Here is a 20,765-nt window from a genome sequence, read left to right on the forward strand (position 1 = left end):
CCAAACTGTAGGGTGGGTAAGCACAGCGCGACCCACCAGAGAACACCAAACTGTAGGGTGGGTAAGCGCAGCGCGACCCACCAGAGAACACCAAGCTGTAGGGTGGGTAAGCGCAGCGCGACCCGCCAGAGAGCACCAAACTGTAGGGTGGGTAAGCGCAGCATGACCCGCCAGAGAACACCAAACTGTAGGGTGGGTAAGCGCAGCGCGACCCACCAGAAAACACCATAAAAGGTTGTGGTCAAAATTATGACAACTGATGTAAAAAACGTTGATTTTAAACAGCTGGCCGTCAGTGGTGTGCAGGGGTTACACCCGTACCAGCCAGGTAAGCCTATCGATGAACTGGCGCGTGAATTAGGTCTTGATGAAAAAGACATTGTTAAGCTGGCCAGTAATGAAAACCCGACAGGCCCCAGCGATAAAGCGCTGGCGGCGGTACAGCAACAATTTGCTGAATTAACCCGTTACCCGGATGGCGCTGGTTTTGACTTAAAAGCAACCTTGTGTGAAGTGCTGGGTAAAGAAGGCTGCAATATCCGTGCAGAACAAATCACCCTGGGTAATGGTTCATCCGATATTCTCGATTTTATCACCCGGGTGTTTGTGAACGACGGCGATAATGTGGTGGTGTCGCAACATGCGTTTTCCATCTATGGTCTGGATGCCAAAATGGCCGGCGGCGAAGCGCTGGTTGCGCCGGCGAAAGACTTCGGTCATGACCTGGATGCCATGCTGGCATTGATTAATGATAAAACCCGCATAGTGTTTATCACCAACCCGAATAACCCGACCGGTACCTGGCTGAATAAGCAGGAGTTGCTGAGCTTCCTCGATCAGGTTCCGACTCAGGTGCTGGTGTTATTGGATGAGGCGTATTTTGAATACGTTGCTGAGGCAGACTATCCCAACGGTATTGAGCTGGTGAATCAATATCCGAACCTGGTGGTAACCCGGACGTTCTCCAAAGCGTATGGCCTGGCGTCATTACGTGTTGGTTTTGGTATTTCCAGTCCGGAACTGGCGGATTTATTAAATCGTGTCCGTCCGCCATTTAATGTTAATGCCTTTGCTCTGGCGGCGGCACAAGCGACCTTGCTGGATAACGACTATCTGGCAAACAGTGTGGCGCTGAATAATGCCGGTATGGCTTACCTGACTGGCGAGTTTACACGCCTCGGGTTGTCATACATTCCGTCGGTGGGTAATTTTATCAGCGTGAAAATGCCGGCCGGTATTGATGCGCTGGCGGTGAATCGTGGTTTGTTGCAGGCCGGCGTAATTGTGCGGCCGTTGGCGAATTATGATATGGCCGAATATCTGCGCATCTCGATTGGCTCTGAGAAAGAAAATCAGGTGTTTATCCGCGCACTGGAAAGCGTATTGGCTGAGCAGACAGCGGCGCAGGTGAACGCTTGAGTTTTTGCATTAACCGCATCGCCGTTGTTGGCCTGGGACTGATCGGCTGTTCCTGGGTGAAAGGTTTGCGCCAGCGTGGTTGTGTGAAGCAGATCAGCGGTTATGACCGCAATCTGGATTCGATGCAGCTGGCACAGCAACAGGGCATTATTGATAGCTACAGCGACGATATTCAGCAGGTGGTGCGTGACGCCGATCTGGTGGTGGTGTCGGTACCGATTCTGGCGGTGGACGAAGTGTTGCGTACCATTGCTCCGGCGATTGCGGCACATGCGGTATTAACCGATGTTGGTTCGGTGAAAGGGTCGGTAGCGGCTTCAGTGGCCGAAATTTTTGGTGCGGATTTTAATCGTTTTGTTTTAGGTCATCCGATAGCCGGTTCTGAGCGCAGTGGTGTGACGGCTGCCGATGCCGATTTGTACGTTAATCATAAAGTGATTATTACGCCGCAGCGGCATACCTCGCATCAGGCATTGGCGCTGGTGCGTAACGCCTGGTGTGCGGTGGGGGCCGATGTTGAATATATGGCGGTCGAACATCACGATGAGGTATTGGCGGCTACCAGTCATCTGCCACATTTATTGGCTTATTCACTGGTCGATACGCTGGCCAATAGCCACGAAAATAAAGAAATTTTTAATTATGCCGCTGGCGGTTTTCGGGACTTTACCCGTATCGCAGCCAGCAGCCCGGTAATGTGGCGTGATATTTTTTCCGCCAATAAAGATCAGATTTTAAAAACGCTGGATTTATTCCAGCACGATCTCAAATTTTTGCGCCAGGCTATTGAAGAGGATGACACCACTCAGGTTATGGGCGTGTTAACCCGGGCGAAAGCCGCGCGCGACCACTTCTCTAAAATACTTGCCCGCAGGGCTTATGTTGAACCTATGAAAGCGACTTCTATTACCTACCGCGCTCAGGCGGGCAAAGCGTTAACCGGCAGTTTCCGTGTGCCGGGTGATAAATCCATTTCCCATCGCTCTATTATGCTTGGCTCGCTGGCCAATGGCACGACTGAAGTGACTGGTTTCCTGGAAGGGGAAGATGCGCTGGCCACGCTGCAGGCCTTCCGCGATATGGGGGTGGTCATCGAAGGGCCGCACCGCGGCCGGGTAACCATTCATGGTGTTGGCTTGCATGGTTTGCAGGCGCCGCCAAATGCTCTATACGTCGGCAACTCGGGCACCACCATTCGTTTATTGTCGGGCCTGATGGCCGGCCAGGCGTTTGATGTTGAAATGAGCGGTGATGAGTCATTGTCTAAGCGCCCGATGGGCCGGGTGGCCGATCCGTTGCGTGCTATGGGTGCCGTGGTGGAAACCGCTGAAAACGGCCGCCCGCCGCTGGTTATTAAGGGAGGTTCGCCTCTGAAAGGTATTCATTACGACCTGCCAATGGCCAGTGCCCAGGTAAAAAGTTGTGTGCTGCTGGCCGGGTTGTATGCCGACGGCGAAACCACAGTTACCGAGCCGGCACCGACCCGCGACCATACCGAACGTATGTTGAAAGGGTTTGGTTATCCGGTGCAGGTGAATGGCGCTACCGTCAGCCTGAAGTCGGGCGGCGAATTAACCGCGACCAGCATCGACGTACCGGCGGATATTTCTTCGGCGGCTTTCTTTATGGTGGCGGCCAGTATTATGCCGGGTTCCGATATCACGCTGGAGCACGTCGGCATTAACCCAACCCGCATTGGTGTGATTAATATCCTGAAAGCCATGGGTGGTAACCTGGAAGTACTGAATGAGCGCGAAGTCGGCGGTGAACCGGTGGCGGATATTCGTATTCGCAGTGCGCAATTAAAAGGCATTCATATTCCGGAAGATCAGGTGCCGCTGGCGATTGATGAATTCCCGGCATTGTTTATTGCCGCCGCCTGTGCCGAAGGGGAAACCATTCTGACCGGTGCAGAAGAATTGCGGGTCAAAGAAAGTGACCGTATTCAGGCAATGGTGGATGGTCTGGTCACGCTGGGCGTGGATGCCAAGGGTACGGATGATGGTGCGGTCATTCAGGGTTTTGGTTCTGAAGGCAGCTTTGGTGGCGGTGAAATCGTGACCCATCACGATCACCGTATTGCCATGAGTTTTGCTGTGGCCTCTCTGCGTGGTGGTGATGAGCCTGTCATGATTCTTGATTGTGCCAATGTGGCGACCTCATTTCCGAACTTTGTTGAGCTGGCTAATGGTGCTGGTATGAATCTGACGGTGGAAGAAGCGTAATGGCAATACAACAATCCGCTCCGGTTATTACCGTTGATGGCCCTTCCGGTGCCGGTAAAGGCACTGTATGTGCCCGCCTGGCTCAGGAATTAAACTGGCAGTTGCTCGATAGCGGCGCTTTGTATCGCATCACGGGCCTCGCTTCTGAGCGTAAAGGGCTGGCCCTCGGCGATAGCATGAATGAGCAGGATGAAGCCGCTGTTGCTGACGTGGCCGCCAATCTGGATGTGCGCTTTGAACCCACGCCGCTGGGGGTGAAAGTCATTCTCGAGGGTGATGATGTAACGGACCAGATTCGTACCGAAGAGGTGGGCAGCCTGGCATCTCAGGTGGCGGCGTTGCCCGCCGTGCGTGAGGCCTTGCTGCAACGTCAGCGTGACTTTCAGACCCTGCCCGGTGTGATTGCCGATGGCCGGGATATGGGAACGGTGGTGTTTCCGCAGGCCCAGGTGAAGGTGTTCCTTACCGCCAGCGCCGAAGAGCGTGGCCAGCGGCGCTACAAACAGTTGACTGAAAAGGGCTTTAATGCTAGTTTGCCCGCCCTTATCGAAGACATCCGTGCCCGGGATGAGCGAGACAGCAATCGCGCTGTGGCTCCCCTGAAGCCAGCCGACGATGCCACTATGATTGACAGCACCTCAATGACCATTGAGGAAGTTTGCCAACAGGTAATGCAGCTGGTGAAAAACGCCCAACTGATCTGAGATTGAAACACATTGCTGGCCAGTGGTTACCCAAAGCGTTCATTTGCGCTTCAACCAACAGCCTTGTGTTTTGAAACTAAACTAACCCCGGACAACTGGCTGTCCGGCCAGCGTTCGTTGCGGTTTCCTGGTGGCTGATCTGCCAACCTGAGCCCAGCACGCAAATACGAGATAGGTATTTATACATGACCATGAGCGAAAGCTTTGCTGAATTATTTGAAGAATCCTTAAAAGAACTGGACATGCAGCCAGGTTCTATTGTTACCGGTACCGTTGTTGACATCGACAGCGACTGGGTAACAGTAAACTCAGGCCTGAAATCGGAAGCGGTTATTCCTCGCAGCCAGTTCCTGAACGAAAAAGGTGAGTTAGAAGTTGCTGTTGGCGACGAAACTCAGGTTTCTCTGGAAGCGGTAGAAGACGGCTTCGGTGAGACCAAACTGTCTCGTGAAAAAGCTAAGCGTGCTGAAAGCTGGAAAGAGCTGGAAAAAGCCTTCGAAGCGGATGAACTGGTTACCGGTATCATCAATGGTAAGGTTAAAGGTGGTTTCACTGTAGACCTGAAAAACATCCGTGCATTCCTGCCAGGTTCTCTGGTTGACGTACGTCCGGTACGTGACACTCTGCACCTGGAAGGCAAAGAGCTGGAATTCAAAGTTATCAAGCTGGACGCCAAGCGTAACAACGTGGTTGTTTCCCGTCGTGCTGTTCTGGAAGCTGCTAACTCTCAAGAGCGTGAAGAGCTGCTGGCTAACCTGCAAGAAGGTCAGTCTGTTAAAGGTATCGTTAAGAACCTGACCGACTACGGTGCATTCGTAGATCTGGGCGGTGTTGACGGCCTGCTGCACATCACTGACATGGCGTGGAAGCGTATCAAGCACCCAAGCGAAATTGTTGCCGTTGGTGACGAAATCGACGTTAAAGTGCTGAAGTTCGACCGTGAGCGCAACCGCGTATCGCTGGGTCTGAAGCAACTGGGTGATGATCCATGGGTTAACATCAACGAACGTTACCCAGAAAACGCTCGTGTTAAAGCGCGCGTTACTAACCTGACTGACTACGGCTGTTTCGCCGAGCTGGAAGAAGGTGTTGAAGGTCTGGTTCACGTTTCTGAAATGGACTGGACTAACAAGAACATCCACCCAAGCAAAGTTGTTCAGCTGGGCGACGAAGTTGAAGTGATGATTCTGGATATCGACGAAGAACGTCGTCGTATCTCTCTGGGTATCAAGCAGTGCACCATGAACCCATGGGAAGAGTTTGGTACTAAGTTCAACAAAGGCGACAAGATCAGCGGTAAGATCAAGTCAATCACTGACTTCGGTATCTTCATTGGTCTGGACGGCGGCATCGACGGCCTGGTTCACCTGTCTGACATTTCCTGGAACGACACCGGCGAAGACGCGGTTCGTAACTACAAGAAAGGCGACGAGCTGGAAACCGTTATCCTGTCTATCGACCCAGAGCGTGAGCGTATCTCCCTGGGCGTTAAGCAACTGGAAAGCGATCCGTTCTCCGAGTTCGTTGCAGAAAACGACAAAGGTGCTCTGGTAACCGGTAAAGTGATCGCTGTTGACGCAAAAGCGGCGACCGTTGAGCTGGCTGAAGGTGTTGAAGCGGTACTGAAAGCGTCTGACATCAGCCGTGATCGTGTTGAAGATGCACGTAACGTACTGAACGAAGGCGACAGCATCGAAGCAGTAATCAGCGTTGTAGATCGTAAGAACCGCACTCTGGCGCTGTCTGTTAAAGCAAAAGATGACGCAGCAGATCGCGCCGCTCTGAAAGAGCAGCGCGCTAAAGCAGACTCTGAAGTTGCTGGCCCGACCACCATTGGTGACCTGATTAAAGAACAGCTGAACAAATAATTGTTGCTGTTCTGACAAATCAGTAAAAAAACCCGCTACGGCGGGTTTTTTTGTGCCTGTTGTATTGGTGATGTTGTATTGGTGATGTTGTATTTGTGGTGTTGTATTTGTGGTGTTGTATTTGTGGTGTTGTATTTGTGGTGTTGTATTTGTGGTGTTGTATTTGTGGTGGGTTGCGCTGCGCTTACCCACCCTACATTCCATCCAAATTTATCAATAACATAAACAAATTGTCACAACCCGTAGGGTGGGTAAGCGCAGCGCAACCCACCGAAATGGCCCCACCCATCATAATCAAAACCAATCCTCACAACCGTAGGGTGGGTAAGCGCAGCGTAACCCACCATAATCAAAAACAACCCTCACAACCGTAGGGTGGGTAAGCGCAGCGCAACCGACCATAATCAAAACCAATCATCACAACCCGTAGGGTGGGTAAGCGAAGCGCAACCCACCATAATCAAAACCAATCATCACAGCCCGTAGGGTGGGTAAGCGAAGCGCAACCCACCGAAATGGCACCACCCACCATAATCAAAACCAATCATTACAACCCGTAGGGTGGGTAAGCGCAGCGCAACCCACCGAAATGGCACCACCCACCATAATCAAAACAAATTGTTACAACCCGTAGGGTGGGTAAGCGCAGCGCAACCCACCGAAATGGCGCCACCCATCATAACCAAAACCAATCATCACAACCCGTAGGGTGGGTAAGCGAAGCGCAACCCACCATAATCAAAACCAATCCTCACAGCCCGTAGGGTGGGTAAGCGAAGCGTAACCCACCATAGTCAAAACCAATCATCACAACCGTAGGGTAGGTAAGCGAAGCGCAACCCACCGAAATGGCGCCACCCACCATAACCAAAACCAATCCTCACAACCCGTAGGGTGGGTAAGCGAAGCGTAACCCACCATAATCAAAACCAATCCGCACCACCCACCGCCTGCCCGCGTCCTTCATCGCTTTTGTATAAAAAATATCCACTTTTGGGGTTGCAAAAAAAACTACCTAACTGCATGATTTAGCTAGAATTATTGCTTTGCAAGGCGATATTCGTTCTCAAGGAGGGAATGCTTATGACAAAATCTGAACTGATTGAAAAGATTGTTGCCCGGCAGCCACAGCTATCGTCCAAAGATGTTGAACTGGCGGTTAAGACCTTGCTGGATCACATGTCGCAGACCTTATCATCCGGTGAGCGCATAGAAATTCGCGGTTTTGGCAGCTTTTCATTGCATTATCGTGCGCCTCGGGTTGGACGTAACCCCAAAACCGGTGAAACCGTCGACTTAAAGGGCAAATTTGTACCGCACTTTAAACCCGGTAAAGAATTGCGCGATCAGGTTAATGACAGTTTGGAAGGTGAGCATGTCCAGTGAGCTTCGTCCTCTTCTTTAATGTTCGCGGAAATCATTCATGAAAGCACTTAAACTCGCAATCAGTGTGCTGCTGCTACTGGTTGTGCTTGCCTATACCCTGGCTTTTGCGGCGCATAACAGTGCCGATGTCACGGTTAATTTTCTCGCCGGAGCCACCCTGACTCTGCCGCTGGCGATCTGGATTGGCCTGTTTGTTTCAGTCGGGGCGTTAACAGCCTGGCTGGTGGGTGGGTTAACTTCCACTGTGCGCCAGCTGAAGCTGCGTAAGCTGCAGAAGGAACTGAAACAAGCCCGACAGCGTTTAGATAAAGTCTCCTGATTATGATGGATTCGGCACTGATGTATGTGCTGCTACTGGTGGGGGTCGCAGCCGGATGGACCTTAGGTTACCGCTTTGCCAAGCAGGTCAAACCGGCGACGCCGGATCAGTGGATTCCCAGTGTTGAATACCTGTTAGCGCAGTCGGGTGATGTGCCGATCGAACGATTGCTGGATTCTGCCCGGCTGGATGATGATTCCATCGATTTATTTCTCAAGCTGGGTCGCACTCTGCGGGAAAAAGGCGAAGTCGATCGCGCCATTCATTTGCATCAGTCGTTGTTTGCCCGGCCGGACTTATCGAAAGCAGTGCTGCAAACGCTGGAGCTGGAACTGGCTATCGATTTTTCCCATGCCGGGTTATTGGACCGGGCTGAGCGGTTATATCTTGAACTGCTGGAAACCAAAGGTCATATCCGCGAGTTGGCGTCGCGCCATCTGGTTGAGTTATATGAAGAGCAGGGTGAGTGGCAGGATATTCTGCTGTTGTATCAACAAAAGAAACTTCAGCTGAGCCAGCACCTGAGTAAGCGTATTGCCCATGCCGTGTGTGAGCTGGCAGAGCAGGCGGTTGGCCGTAATGAATTTCTCGAAGCTCAGAAGTTGTGCCGCCAGGCGATTAAAATTGATTCGTTATGTGCCCGCTCGTTTGTGGTGCAGGGCGATATGGCCTATGGCCAACATGAATATCACGAAGCGGTTCGTTGTTATTTACGCGCCGTCGACCTGGACCCTCAGGCGTTAATCAGTGTGCTGGACCACCTGGTTGAATCCTTTAAGCACTTGCAGGATACCTCCGGCTTATTAACCCATCTGAGCCGCCATTGGCAGGAAACACACTATGTCCCGGCGTTGGTGGCAAAAATTGATTGCCTGGTTAAACAGCAGGGGGCCGAAACAGCAATCAGTGCATTGTTGTCTGAGTTGCAACAACAACCATCAAATACCGGTTTTTTTGCTTTGGTTGAATTAGTGGTGTGTCAGCGGCAGCAGCTCGACAAGTCGCAGTTACTGATGCTGTATGATATCCTCCGCCGCATTGTTGAGAACGAACCCAAGTTCATCTGTAAAACCTGTGGCTTTAAAGCAAAAGAACCGCACTGGCGTTGCCCAAGCTGTAAAGACTGGGCGTGTGTTGCGCCTTTTGTAAGTACCACCCCGACCGTGAAGCTGGATTTATGAACACCCAATCGCCGTCAGGCCAATCACCGCTGCAAAGCCCGTCCCCTGTGATTGTTGCGCTGGATTATCCGAATAAAGAACAGGCGCTGGCGATGGCGCAACAGCTGGATCCGGCACAGTGTCGGGTTAAAGTGGGTAAAGAATTATTCACCGCCTCCGGCCCGCTGGTTGTTGATGCCTTACATCAGCTGGGTTTTGACGTTTTTCTCGATCTGAAATTCCATGACATTCCCAATACCTGTGCCAAAGCCGTTGGGGCAGCAGCAGAGCTGGGCGTGTGGATGACCAATGTTCACGCTTCCGGTGGCCGTCGTATGATGGAAGCCGCGCGTAATGAAATTGCAAAGAAAAACCATCAGCCTCTGCTGATTGGTGTGACCGTTTTAACCTCAATGGAACAACAGGATCTGGCCGACATTGGTCTGAATGTTGACCCGCAGCTGCAGGTAAAACGCCTGGCACAATTGACCGAACAGTCCGGCCTCGACGGTGTGGTCTGTTCCGCTCAGGAAGTCGGTTTGATTCGTGAAACCTGCTCAGCGGAATTCCTCACCGTCACCCCGGGGATTCGCCCGGCGGGTGCCGAACAGGGTGATCAGCGCCGCATTTTAACACCAGAGCAGGCGCAACAAGCCGGCGTCAGTTATATGGTGATTGGCCGGCCGATTACTCAGGCGGCAGAACCGGCACTGGCCTGCCAGCGGATTGTGGAATCTTTACGCGGTTAATTCCCATGATGGCTGGCGAGGATGTACAAGCCGACAACGACCTTAACTGGTACGTGGTACTGACCAAGCCGCGTCAGGAGAATCGTGCTCAGCGCCATTTAGCCGAGCAGGGCGGTGAGGTATTTTTACCCCTGCTAACCGTCGAAAAACTACGCAACGGCAAACGCCTGACGCAACAGGAAGTGATGTTTCCTGGTTATTTATTTTTGCGCTGTCGCGCACAATCCCCACTGTTAAATAAAGTTCGTTCCACACCGGGAGCACGCATGTTGCTGCGCTTTGGTAACGAACCGGTTGTGGTTTTTGCGACTCTGGTGGACAATCTGCGCGACCGGTTAGAACAGCATGAAACGACCCTGTTCAGTGAACAACAAAGTGTGAGAATTACGTCCGGTCCGTTTAAAGATTATCAGGCATTATTCAAACAATACGATGGTGAACAGCGCGCCATCGTACTGATTAATTTGTTAAATAAACAACAGGAACTGCTGGTCGAGCTGAATCATCTCTCGGCTTAAAGACCCGGCATCTGTTGTTAATAGTCGCTGTACGTCAGCACTAAAAAGAACCGTAAAAAACAGTCGCGACTGACGCAGGTTGGTCGCTCACGATGCGACAACAGGGAAAGCTCGCGAAGAACCTTCGGGCGGTAGCGTGCCTGGCGGCTTTCCGGAAACGATTCCAAATAGTAAAAATATGACAAAAGTAACCAAAGCTGTGATCCCGGTAGCCGGTTTAGGCACTCGTATGTTGCCTGCCAGCAAGGCTATCCCCAAAGAAATGTTGACCTTGGCAGATAAACCGCTGATCCAGTACGTGGTCAATGAATGTGCAGCTGCCGGTATTAAAGAAATTATTCTGGTGACGCATTCTTCTAAAAATGCCATCGAAAACCATTTTGATACCTCCTTCGAGTTAGAAACCACATTAGAAGCCCGGGTGAAACGCCAGCTACTGGATGAAATCCGCTCTATTACGCCTCCCGGTGTCACCATCATGCATGTGCGCCAGGGACAGGCTAAAGGCCTGGGTCATGCAGTATTGTGTGCTAAACCGTTGGTCGGCGATGTGCCTTTTGCGGTGGTATTGCCGGATGTATTAATTGATGACGCCGCTGCTGACCTTAACACCGACAATATGGCAGCCATGATTCGTGAGTTTGAACAGTCTGGCTTAAGCCAGATTCTGGTCGAACCGGTGCCGCAACAAGACGTGAATAAATACGGTATTGTTGACATCGACGGTGTCCAGTTGTCTGCCGGCAGCAGTGCTCCTCTGACCAATATTGTGGAAAAACCGGATATTAAAGAGGCACCATCGAATCTCTCCGTGGTGGGTCGTTACGTTTTCCCACCGACCATCTGGAATATTCTGGCCCATACCCCACCCGGTGCCGGTGATGAAATTCAGCTGACCGATGCCATTTTCGATTTAATGAAACAACAACCAGTTCATGCCCATGCGATGGCGGGTAAATCCCACGATTGTGGCGGTAAGCTAGGTTACATGAAGGCCTTTGTTGAATACAGTATGCGTCATGAAACTGAAGGTGAAGCCTTTTCTGATTGGCTTGTCAGTATTAATGAACAATCATCGCTGAAAGAGGTGGAAGCCTGAGTATGAAAATTGCTATAGCAGGCACGGGTTACGTTGGGCTATCTAATGCGATGTTGTTAGCGCAATATAACGAGGTGGTTGCGCTGGATATCGTGCCGCAAAAAGTAGACTTGCTGAATAATAAGCAATCACCGATTGTCGATGCAGAAATCGAAGAGTTTCTGCAAAACAAGGCATTAAACTTTCGCGCCACACTGAATAAAGAAGAAGCCTACGCCGAGCTGGAAGATGTGGCGGGCAAAGTATATACCCGTGATTTGTTTGGTAGTGATTAAACAGCCCCCTCTACTGTAGGAGCGACACTTTTGTCGCGATAAATTGTAAGAACAACAGGCCTGCTTGTGAAATAGCAGCTTCCAGGTAAACGCAGTGAACATTAATTAAATGTCAAACGCCCGAATACTTAAAAACACACTGGCGCTTTACATCCGCCAAATTATTATAATTCTAATTACCCTATATTCAATGAGAGTAGTGCTTAATGAATTAGGTGTAGAAGATTTTGGTGTATATAGTGTTATCACTGGTTTTATTACACTGCTGGCTTTTTTGCCAGGTAGCATGGCCAGTGCGACGCAACGATTTTTCTCCTTTGCAATGGGGGAAAATGACCAAGCCAAGTTAAAACAAACCTTTAGTGTGAATTTGATTATGTATGCGGCAATTGCTGTCTTTGCTTATATACTTCTCTTTACTGTAGGTTTGTGGTTTGTAGAAGTGCATTTAAAACTGCCTGATGAACGCTTTAATGCAGCTGTAGAGTTGTATCGGTACACATCGTTAGCCTTTATTTTATCCGTTTTTACTGCACCTTTTATCGCAATTTTGATTGCTCACGAAGATATGCATCTCTACGCAATGATATCTGTAATAGATGCAGTGTTGAAGTTGGCTGCAGCGCTATCTATGGCATATGTCAGTTATGATTCGCTAATATATTACGGTATGGCTTTGTTAGTAGTCAGCGCTTTAGTAACTCTCTCTTATATTTTGATTTGTTTAAAAAAGTACACAGAATGCCAGATTAAAAAAATTTATTGGAGTGCTAGGCTCCTTAAAGAAATTTTAGGATTTACTTGGTGGACGCTTTTTGGACAAGTTAGTACAGTGTTTCGCAATCAGGCGGTTACTGTCCTGGTAAACCAGATGTTTACACCAGCAACTGTCGCTGCAAGGGCAATTGCTCTCAATGTGGCAAGTCAGGTAGCAGTGTTTTCGAGTAACCTCAATACAGGTCTGTATCCTCCCATCATAAAGACTTATGCATCAAAGCAGAAAGACGAAATGATGAGTCTGGTTTTTAATGGTTCTAAGCTAACTTTTTTCTTAATGTGGGTGTTTGCCTTACCTATTTTGCTCGAAATGGAACTTGTGTTAACTATTTGGTTAAAAACACCACCTGTTAAAGCCGTATTTTTTACACAATTAGCTATTGTTGAATCATTGATTCTTGCCTTAAGTCTGCCACTTGCAACCGCAGCAAGAGCGCCAGGGAAAATGGCATTATACGAAACTCTTTTAGGAATCATACAAATCTCTATTTTCTTCATTTCTTGGTGGTTCTTGAAATTAGGTTACTCTGCTGAGTGGGTTTTCTATATTGCAATTGTAGCAAATTTGATTATGTTTAAAGTTCGCTTGTTGTTAGTAAAGTACCTAACAGGTCTACCAATAATACCTTACTATAAAAAAGTAGTGTTGCCTGTTGTGGCTATTGTTATTATTTCATCAGTGCTTAGTGTATTGATGGCAAGAAACTTGCCGGATAGTATGTTGATGTCACTATATGTTATTGTTTTTTCAATGAGTATTTCCACAATTGCTATGTATTATTTAGGTTTGGACAGGTATTGGCGTATTAAAATAGTACAGTTTATGTTTAAGAAGTTTTTTGGCTCAGGGAACGCTGTATGAGAGTATTAGTTCTGGGTGGTACTGGCGCGATGGGTAAGCATTTGGTACATCTTCTGGTAGAAGAAGGTAAAGATGTGCATGTTACATCACGTACTCGTTCTGGAATGGAGGCTGGAGTTCATTACATTCAAGGCAACGCACAGGATCTCAATTTTTTAATGGGGATTTTGACCGAAAGTTGGGATTCAATCGTAGACTTTATGGTTTATACCACCCCCATTTTTCAAAAACGATATTCATATCTCCTGAATGCTACTAAACAATATGTTTTTATCAGCTCTGCTCGTGTTTATGCTAACTCCGAAGAACCTATAAAAGAATGCTCACCAAGATTGCTTGATGTTGTAAAAGACGATGGCTATTTAAAAACAGATGAATATGCTTTAACAAAAGCTCGGCAGGAAGATTTGTTATTAGCTAGTCAAAGCAAGAATTGGACAATAATTCGACCCTATATAACCTATGATGACGAACGCTTACAGCTTGGTGTTCTTGAAAAGGAAGATTGGCTGTATCGTGCACTTAATGGACGTAGTATTGTCACAGCACAAGATATTCAAAATAAATCAACAACTCTTACCGCAGGAATAGATGTTGCTTATGCAATTTGTTCTGTTCTAGGAAAGCAAGAGGCGCTAGGTGAGGCATTTCATATAACTGGAAACAAAAATGTCACATGGAAAGAAATTTTAAATATATATTTGGAAGTGCTTAAGAAGCAAGGTTTTAACACTGGTTTTGTCGAGCAAAGTTTAAATGATTTTCTAACCTGGCGAAAAGGGCGGTATCAGGTCATTTATGACCGATTATTTGATCGGATTTTTGACAATAGTAAAATAAATAATTTTATTGATAATTCAAAGTTCATCGCTCCGCAAGAAGGTCTGAGCGACTGCCTTACAAGTTTTCTCAACCGGAAACCATGGCAGTTCAAATCGCCAAATTGGCAAGAAGAGGCGCTGAAAGATAGAGCTTTGAAAGAGTCGACAAGCCTGTGCGAAATACCCAATTGCAAACAGAAATTGAAATATCAAATTTTTAAAAACCTACCAGAAGTAGGGCGGATTCTGACAAAATGAAATATTATTCAACAACTGAAAAAAACGTTCTAATACTTATTTCCTTGCTAAAAGCACATGGTATCCGATACATCATAGCTTCACCCGGTAATACAAATACTGCCCTGATAGGTAGTATTCAGAAAGATCCTCATTTCAAAATTTTCTCAGCAGTGGATGAGCGCTCAGCAGCTTATATGGCTTGTGGGTTGGCCGCTGAAACCGGTGAGCCGGTAGTGATTAGTTGTACAGGTGCAACAGCCTCAAGAAACTATGTGCCAGGCATGACCGAAGCTTACTATCGAAAATTGCCCGTTCTGGCTATTACCTCAACTCAGCAGATAGGGCGTATAGGGCATCATGTAGCTCAAGTGATTGATCGCAGTGTCATTTCAAATGATGTGGCCAACCTTAGTGTAACTTTACCTGTTGTGAAGGATGAGGAAGATTTCTGGGACTGTGAAGTAAAAGTAAATACAGCTATCTTAGAATTGAGCCGCAATGGAGGTGGCCCTGTTCATATCAATTTGCCCACTACATATAGCTTACCATTCACTGAAAAAGAAGAGCTTGCTTGTCGAGTTTTTAAGCGCTTTAGCCTTGTAGATGATTTACCAAAGTTGGATGAGGATAAGCGCATTTCAATATTTATAGGCTCTCATAAGAATTGGAGCGAAGCCGAAACATTGGCCCTTGAAGGGTTCTGCAATAAATTCAATGCAGTAGTGTTTTGTGATCATACAAGCGGGTATAAAGGAAAAAACCGTTTGTTGTTCTCACTTGCTGCTGCGCAGGAACTCCATAATAAAGCTGAGTTAAAACCGGATATCACATTGCATATAGGTGAAGTGACCGGTGATTATCCGATCTTAAGCATGGCGGGCAAAGAAGTTTGGCGTATAAGTCCAGATGGTGAGGTTAGGGATACTTTCCGTAAGCTTAAATATGTTTTCGAGATGTCAGAATCTTCATTTTTTGAGCACTACTCAGAGCCAAAAAATAGTGTTTCACATCATCAGTATTTTCAGAAATGCTCTGACTTTCTGAAAAAAGTCCAGGATAAGATACCAGAAGTGCCATTCTCTAATGTTTGGTTGGCTTCTAAACTGGCATCTAAGATTCCAGCTGGCTCTGCAGTCCATTTTGGTATTTTAAATAGCCTGAGAACCTGGAACTTCTACGACTTACCAGAAAATGTAACAGCCTACTCTAATGTAGGCGGGTTTGGTATTGACGGTGGTGTTTCATCTTTGCTAGGTGCTTCGTTAGGCAATGAAAATAAGCTCTACTATGGAGTAATCGGTGACCTTGCTTTCTTTTATGATCTGAACGCCATTGGCAACAGACATGCAGGAAATAATCTTCGAATATTGTTAGTGAATAATGGCAAAGGCACAGAATTTCGCCTTTATAACCATCATGCTTCACACTTCGGTAACGATGGTGATGAGTTTGTAGCAGCCGCAGGTCATTACGGTAATAAATCCGAAACTCTTATTAAGAATTATGCAGAAAACTTAGGTTTTGAGTATTTATCTGCAAGCAATAAAGAAGAATTTGAAGCGGTTTATCAATGCTTCTTAGAGCCGGAAGTAAAAGATAGACCAATGCTTTTTGAGGTTTTTACCGATAGTGAAAATGAAAGTGAAGCGCTACAAATAATGCACAGACTTGAAGTCAGTGCTGAAGGTAAAGCAAAGCAAGCTTTGAAAAATTTGCTTGGTCAAAAAGGCATAGATACCGTTAATAAAATTATAAAGCGATAACTTATGAAAATTGCAATAATGACCCAACCTCTTGGTCAAAATTATGGTGGAATGATGCAAGCCTGGGCTTTGCAGCAAGTGCTTAAAAGACAAGGCCATGAGGTTATTACCATTGATCGTCAGCCAGATCAGTTTGGTTTTTTATATCGTACAGCACGACTCGGTTACCGATTAGCCATGAAAATGTTGGGTAAACGAAAAGTACCACTCAATCTTGAAAAAGACTATTCATACATACTAAGTAACACCAAAAGCTTTATTGCAAATAATATTGTCATGTCGGAACCAATAGACAGCACTGTAAAACTAAAAGCACACTTTGAGCGTGAGCGCTATGATGCGGTTGTTGTTGGTAGTGACCAAACTTGGCGACCTAAATATTCACCTAATATAGAAAACTTCTTTCTGGATTTTTTAGAAGGAATTAAAATCAAACGCATTGCCTATGCTAGTTCATTTGGTGTTGACGATTGGGAGTTTAACAGAGAGCAAACTATACGATGTGCTGAATTAGCGAAACTATTCGATGCTATCAGTGTACGCGAAGACAGCGGTGTAGAGCTGTGTCGTCAATATCTTGGAGTTGATGCCCAGCATGTTCTCGATCCAACTCTTTTGCTAAACAGTAATGAATATGAGCAATTGATTGGTGCAGAACGCCTAAAGGAAAAGAATGAAGGAATATTTACCTATTTTCTTGATAAAACACCAGAAAAACTAGCAATAGCTGAGCAGGCTTCCAAAGAAACAGGTGAGAAATTATTCAGCTGCCAAGCTCAATCAAGTGTGAGTGATAATCATGATGTGAACTTGGCTGATCTCGTGATGCCTGATCCAAGAGATTGGTTAGCTGGCTTTGCAAATGCTAAATACGTGCTGACGGATTCGTTTCATGGTATGGTTTTTTCAATTGTTTTTAATAAACCATTTTATGTTATTCCTAATGAGTCAAGAGGTGTCAGTCGATTTGACTCTCTTCTTAATTTGATTGGTTTGAACTCGCGTAAAATCATTTCTAATGTTGATGATCCTAAATTGAATTTATTCAGCGATCAATCGTTTGTCGAGCTTGATGAGATAGTAGATTTCTCTAAAGATTTTTTAATTAAATGTTTTAATGCTAATTGACATGAAGGATAATAACCCGCTGGTCAGTATTGTTGTTCCTGTTTATAATTCAGAGAGATACTTGTCTGAATGTATTGAATCAATTCTAAACCAAAACTATGCCAACATTGAGCTAATCATAGTTAATGATGGATCAACTGATAATTCTTTGTCTATTGCAGAACAATTTTCGGAAAATGATTCGCGCATAAAAATACTAAGCCAAAGTAATAGCGGCGTTTCTGCAGCCAGGAATTTAGGAATTTCAATTGCGCAAGGGGACTATATAGGTTTTGTTGATAGTGATGATGCTGTGCATGAAAAAATGTACGAAGAATTGCTTTCACGTATTATTAAAGATAGAACCGATATGGCCGTACTAAAAGAATACGTTGTCCGACAGGGTTCTCCTATAAGTGATAAAACTGGTGTGCTCACGTCTAAAGAAGCGCTTAATAGATTGCTTTTACTAACCTTCCCAACGTCACTATGGGCGTATTTATATAAGGCAGAAACAATTAAGCCTTTAGCCTTGGATGAAGATGTTCATTTTTTTGAGGATTTTCTGTTTAACTTTCAAGCGTTACTTAATGTAGAAAAGGTATCTGTTATTACGGGCGCATATTATGAATACAGATCGCATGATGAAAATACAAATTCACACGGGGTTTCGTCAAAGAGACTAACCTGTTTGTTTATCGTTGACGAAATTTATGATTTTTTAAATTGTAGAGTCGATTTGTCATTTTTAAGAACAACTGTTATTTTTTCGGAGTCACATTTTTTAGTGTCTGTTTTGCTTCCTATAAAATATAAAGATCTTTTGGAAAATAAAGTATATGTGCGAACTGCCTTGTCGAGATTGAAGTCAAGTATTGGTAGTATTTTCTTTTCTAATGTTGTTCCGCTGAAGTATAAGGGTTATCTTTTGCTGGCGAGCTTAAATATTAGGATTTTAATTTTTGTAATGTTTATGGGGCAGCAAGTCCGAAAGATAATAAGGTTATTTAAGTCGTGAGTAAATACTTTTATAATCCAGTATTTTTATACTACATTGGTCTTGTTGTATATGCCCTTTTGGTCCCCGTGGATGTCGATTTCGAATTAAGGATTATCGCAGTATTTTATTTGTTGTTGCTTTTTTTTGTATTTTTTTTGTCGAGTTTTATTTCTACTCGATCGGAGAGTTTAAAAGTTGAAGGTTTTGATATAAATTTTAGGTTTCTAATATTCCTTGTTTCGCTTCAGTATCTGGCGGTTTTTTATTCGGGTTACTTTTACACTGGAATTGAGCCCCTTGATATGATTGGTAATGTTCTTGCTGGGGTCTCAAATTATTCGTTATACCAAGAGTATTTTAAGTCAGCTGAAATTTCTACTTTTGGTATCTATAAGGTTTTTCCAATATTGTCAGTGTTCTACCTCAAACTTATCAGTTTATATGTTTGCTATATTGCTACGTTTCACGTTTACAAGTTTAAGTTAATAGTTTTAGTGGTTTTGTCACTTGTTCCGCTGGTTATTTTTGGTTTGTATAGGGGGACAAGTTTTGAGTTTTTTGAAATCCTGGTTATGATTTTGTGTTTGGTTTATCTGAGGTCGCGTGTTTATTTAAACTTCAAAATTCCGATTTTTAAAGTAGTGCTATTAATAAGTACTCTATTGTTTGTCTATTCATACCAGGTTAGCGTAAGGTATTTGCATGATTATAGACCTGATTGTTTGAATGAATTTTGTTATGACTCAGATTCCTTTTTGTTTGATTATTTCCCTGTAATGTATAAGTTGAGTGCATATTTTTATTTTGGGCCAGATTACATGGCTAGATGGCTTATTCATTTTAGTGAAAGTGGTGAAGTATTTTCTCTTATGCTTCCTTTTTATGGATTTTTTAGTGGTTTTGAACCGAAACACTTGTGCCAATATGGTTTGAACTGTGGGCCAACATGGGCACCTGATTTTGAAATTGCTACTTACCATTTTGGTATTATTTTGGCTTTTATTCTTGTAGGTCTTATATCATATTTTCAGGTCCGATTTTTAAGTGCCAAGAGATATGCGTTTGTTTCATTCTTGGGTTTCTATCTGTTAACTTTGCAGTTGTTTGCATTTCCTGTTGGCAATTTTTTAGTGGTATCGTCTGCTAATAAGATTCTTTTATTTCTGTTGCTTTTTTTGTTGGTGTGCAAAAAGTTTAAAAGGGTGGTGTGATCTTGGGTGTTATTGTCGTCGCTAATAATTTTCTGTCTGATTCTGCCAATAATGGTAAGACATTCAGGTATCTTTTCTCCGAATACGCAGATGAAGAGCTCTTTTGGATATATACAACCCCTTTGCCTTCAGATCTTGAATGTGATGTAGATAATGTTTTAATTAATGGGTTTGGATCAATCTATAAGAAAGGCATATTTCATAGCCAGGTGAGTAATAATGCTGATAGTTCTTTTTTTGCTAGGCTTAGAGGGTTTTTGGGTCGTTATATTAAGCGGAATGGATTTATTTTTTTGTTATTAAGGCTTGTCAGGGATTTGGGGGTGTATACTCAGCAGGATAGAATTTTAAAGCTTATAGAAAAAAGTGGTTTTGAAGCCCATAAAGTAGTTTTTGTTGCTGGTGATTTTCTGTCTCTCCATCGTTTGGCAAGAAAAATTAGTGTCGCACTCAACGCACCATTGAGCGTTTTTGTTACAGATGACTATATTTTCAAATACTCTGAAGATGGGAAGATTGCTAGCAGGCAGGGTTTTTATCAGCATCTTTTAAGGTTGGCTTACAAAAAGACTTTTTCTTTGTCGAGCTGTAATCATTTTATCAGTAATAAAATGTTAAGCGTTTACTCGGATCGCTTCGGTATAACCGGATGCCTAAGTTTCAACTCAAGCGCTGTTGCTACTTCTAAAATAAGTATGCGCCTTGAAAACTCTGCTTGTTCTGAATCTGTTTCCGATGTTTTAAAGATTCGATATTTCGGTAGTTTACATACCGGTCGTGATCAAGCGTTGTTGCGATTTGTAGCGATGGTTCGTGATTATAATGAACGCGCTGATCAACGTTTGGTAATCGAAGTGTTTTGTGATCAGTTTTGGGGTGATACGCTTTCAGCTGAATTGCCAGAGCATACGATAACTTTTAATAGTCCAGTGGTTGGTGAGCAGTACTCTGAGTTATTACATACTGCAGATTGTTTGTTGTTATTAGAGAGTGCTGATGAGGAGTTTTTATCTGCAACCTGGCTTTCTTTTTCTACTAAGGTTATGGAATATATGCAAATCAATAAACCCATTGTTGCATTTGGCCCCTTAGACAATCCATCGATTGGTGAATTAGTTAGTTTAGGTGCAGCGCTGCATGTTACGAAATCTAGTGATTTTAACTTTTTGTTCGACGAAGATTATATTGTTAATCAATTAGCATCGTCTGTTACGGTGTTTAATGATCTTCGCGGTAAGAATACACTTTTTTAAGTTGGAGAG

The 20,765-nt window shown here is 45.1% G+C and carries 17 protein-coding genes and 1 pseudogene; all 18 read left to right on the forward strand.

All coding sequences use genetic code 11. From position 1 onward, the window contains the following. The first annotated feature begins 249 nt into the window (after nucleotides 1-249). The 18 genes and pseudogenes from hisC (at nucleotide 250) to ACFOMG_RS05505 (ending at nucleotide 20,756) form a co-directional block, all read left to right on the forward strand. Nucleotides 250-1,419: a histidinol-phosphate transaminase gene (gene hisC, locus ACFOMG_RS05420; RefSeq protein ID WP_376865267.1), complete on the forward strand. Its 1,170-nt coding sequence runs from the start codon at nucleotides 250-252 to the stop codon at nucleotides 1,417-1,419. Beyond that, the gene (locus ACFOMG_RS05425; protein WP_376865269.1) at nucleotides 1,416-3,644 is read left to right on the forward strand and encodes a bifunctional prephenate dehydrogenase/3-phosphoshikimate 1-carboxyvinyltransferase; all 2,229 of its coding nucleotides are present in this window, start codon (nucleotides 1,416-1,418) and stop codon (nucleotides 3,642-3,644) included. Before hisC ends, ACFOMG_RS05425 begins: the two co-directional genes overlap by 4 nt. Further along, complete coding sequence (gene cmk, locus ACFOMG_RS05430; protein ID WP_376865271.1) at nucleotides 3,644-4,348, forward strand: (d)CMP kinase; 705 nt, start codon at nucleotides 3,644-3,646, stop codon at nucleotides 4,346-4,348. Before ACFOMG_RS05425 ends, cmk begins: the two co-directional genes overlap by 1 nt. Nucleotides 4,349-4,539: 191 nt before the next feature. Then, entirely contained in the window at nucleotides 4,540-6,216 is a 1,677-nt protein-coding gene (rpsA, locus tag ACFOMG_RS05435) for a 30S ribosomal protein S1 (RefSeq protein ID WP_376866203.1), read from the forward strand. 1,083 nt (nucleotides 6,217-7,299) lie between these two features. Continuing rightward, nucleotides 7,300-7,602, forward strand: coding sequence for an integration host factor subunit beta (gene ihfB / locus ACFOMG_RS05440; protein ID WP_376865272.1), 303 nt, complete (start codon nucleotides 7,300-7,302; stop codon nucleotides 7,600-7,602). Between the two features lie 37 nt (nucleotides 7,603-7,639). Further along, complete coding sequence (locus ACFOMG_RS05445; protein ID WP_376865274.1) at nucleotides 7,640-7,921, forward strand: LapA family protein; 282 nt, start codon at nucleotides 7,640-7,642, stop codon at nucleotides 7,919-7,921. Between the two features lie 2 nt (nucleotides 7,922-7,923). Further along, a complete protein-coding gene (locus ACFOMG_RS05450) occupies nucleotides 7,924-9,102 on the forward strand; it encodes a hypothetical protein (RefSeq protein ID WP_376865275.1) in 1,179 nt (392 codons plus the stop codon). Beyond that, nucleotides 9,099-9,830, forward strand: coding sequence for an orotidine-5'-phosphate decarboxylase (gene pyrF / locus ACFOMG_RS05455; RefSeq protein ID WP_376865277.1), 732 nt, complete (start codon nucleotides 9,099-9,101; stop codon nucleotides 9,828-9,830). Before ACFOMG_RS05450 ends, pyrF begins: the two co-directional genes overlap by 4 nt. Before the next feature lie 5 nt (nucleotides 9,831-9,835). Continuing rightward, on the forward strand, nucleotides 9,836-10,348 hold the full coding sequence (gene rfaH / locus ACFOMG_RS05460) for a transcription/translation regulatory transformer protein RfaH (RefSeq protein WP_376865278.1): 513 nt from the start codon (nucleotides 9,836-9,838) through the stop codon (nucleotides 10,346-10,348). Between the two features lie 178 nt (nucleotides 10,349-10,526). Beyond that, nucleotides 10,527-11,447, forward strand: coding sequence for a UTP--glucose-1-phosphate uridylyltransferase GalU (gene galU / locus ACFOMG_RS05465; RefSeq protein WP_376865279.1), 921 nt, complete (start codon nucleotides 10,527-10,529; stop codon nucleotides 11,445-11,447). 2 nt (nucleotides 11,448-11,449) lie between these two features. After that, nucleotides 11,450-11,680, forward strand: a pseudogene (locus ACFOMG_RS05470) (UDP-glucose 6-dehydrogenase); the annotation flags it as partial. A gap of 151 nt (nucleotides 11,681-11,831) precedes the next feature. After that, complete coding sequence (locus tag ACFOMG_RS05475) at nucleotides 11,832-13,361, forward strand: MATE family efflux transporter (RefSeq protein ID WP_376865281.1); 1,530 nt, start codon at nucleotides 11,832-11,834, stop codon at nucleotides 13,359-13,361. Then, nucleotides 13,358-14,440, forward strand: a complete 1,083-nt coding sequence (locus tag ACFOMG_RS05480) for an NAD-dependent epimerase/dehydratase family protein (RefSeq protein WP_376865282.1) — start codon at nucleotides 13,358-13,360, stop codon at nucleotides 14,438-14,440. Before ACFOMG_RS05475 ends, ACFOMG_RS05480 begins: the two co-directional genes overlap by 4 nt. Continuing rightward, a complete protein-coding gene (locus ACFOMG_RS05485; RefSeq protein WP_376865284.1) occupies nucleotides 14,437-16,185 on the forward strand; it encodes a thiamine pyrophosphate-binding protein in 1,749 nt (582 codons plus the stop codon). The genes ACFOMG_RS05480 and ACFOMG_RS05485 overlap by 4 nt, the downstream gene beginning before the upstream one ends. A 3-nt stretch (nucleotides 16,186-16,188) precedes the next feature. After that, entirely contained in the window at nucleotides 16,189-17,313 is a 1,125-nt protein-coding gene (locus tag ACFOMG_RS05490) for a polysaccharide pyruvyl transferase family protein (RefSeq protein WP_376865285.1), read from the forward strand. Between the two features lies 1 nt (nucleotide 17,314). Continuing rightward, nucleotides 17,315-18,310, forward strand: a complete 996-nt coding sequence (locus ACFOMG_RS05495) for a glycosyltransferase (protein WP_376865286.1) — start codon at nucleotides 17,315-17,317, stop codon at nucleotides 18,308-18,310. Next, entirely contained in the window at nucleotides 18,307-19,503 is a 1,197-nt protein-coding gene (locus ACFOMG_RS05500; RefSeq protein ID WP_376865287.1) for a hypothetical protein, read from the forward strand. Before ACFOMG_RS05495 ends, ACFOMG_RS05500 begins: the two co-directional genes overlap by 4 nt. 2 nt (nucleotides 19,504-19,505) lie before the next feature. Further along, nucleotides 19,506-20,756: a hypothetical protein gene (locus ACFOMG_RS05505; RefSeq protein WP_376865288.1), complete on the forward strand. Its 1,251-nt coding sequence runs from the start codon at nucleotides 19,506-19,508 to the stop codon at nucleotides 20,754-20,756. Nucleotides 20,757-20,765: the final 9 nt, after the last annotated feature.

Origin of the sequence: Bacterioplanoides pacificum (genome assembly GCF_042648445.1) — a bacterium.
GTDB classification, from domain to species: domain Bacteria; phylum Pseudomonadota; class Gammaproteobacteria; order Pseudomonadales; family Oceanobacteraceae; genus Bacterioplanoides; species Bacterioplanoides pacificum.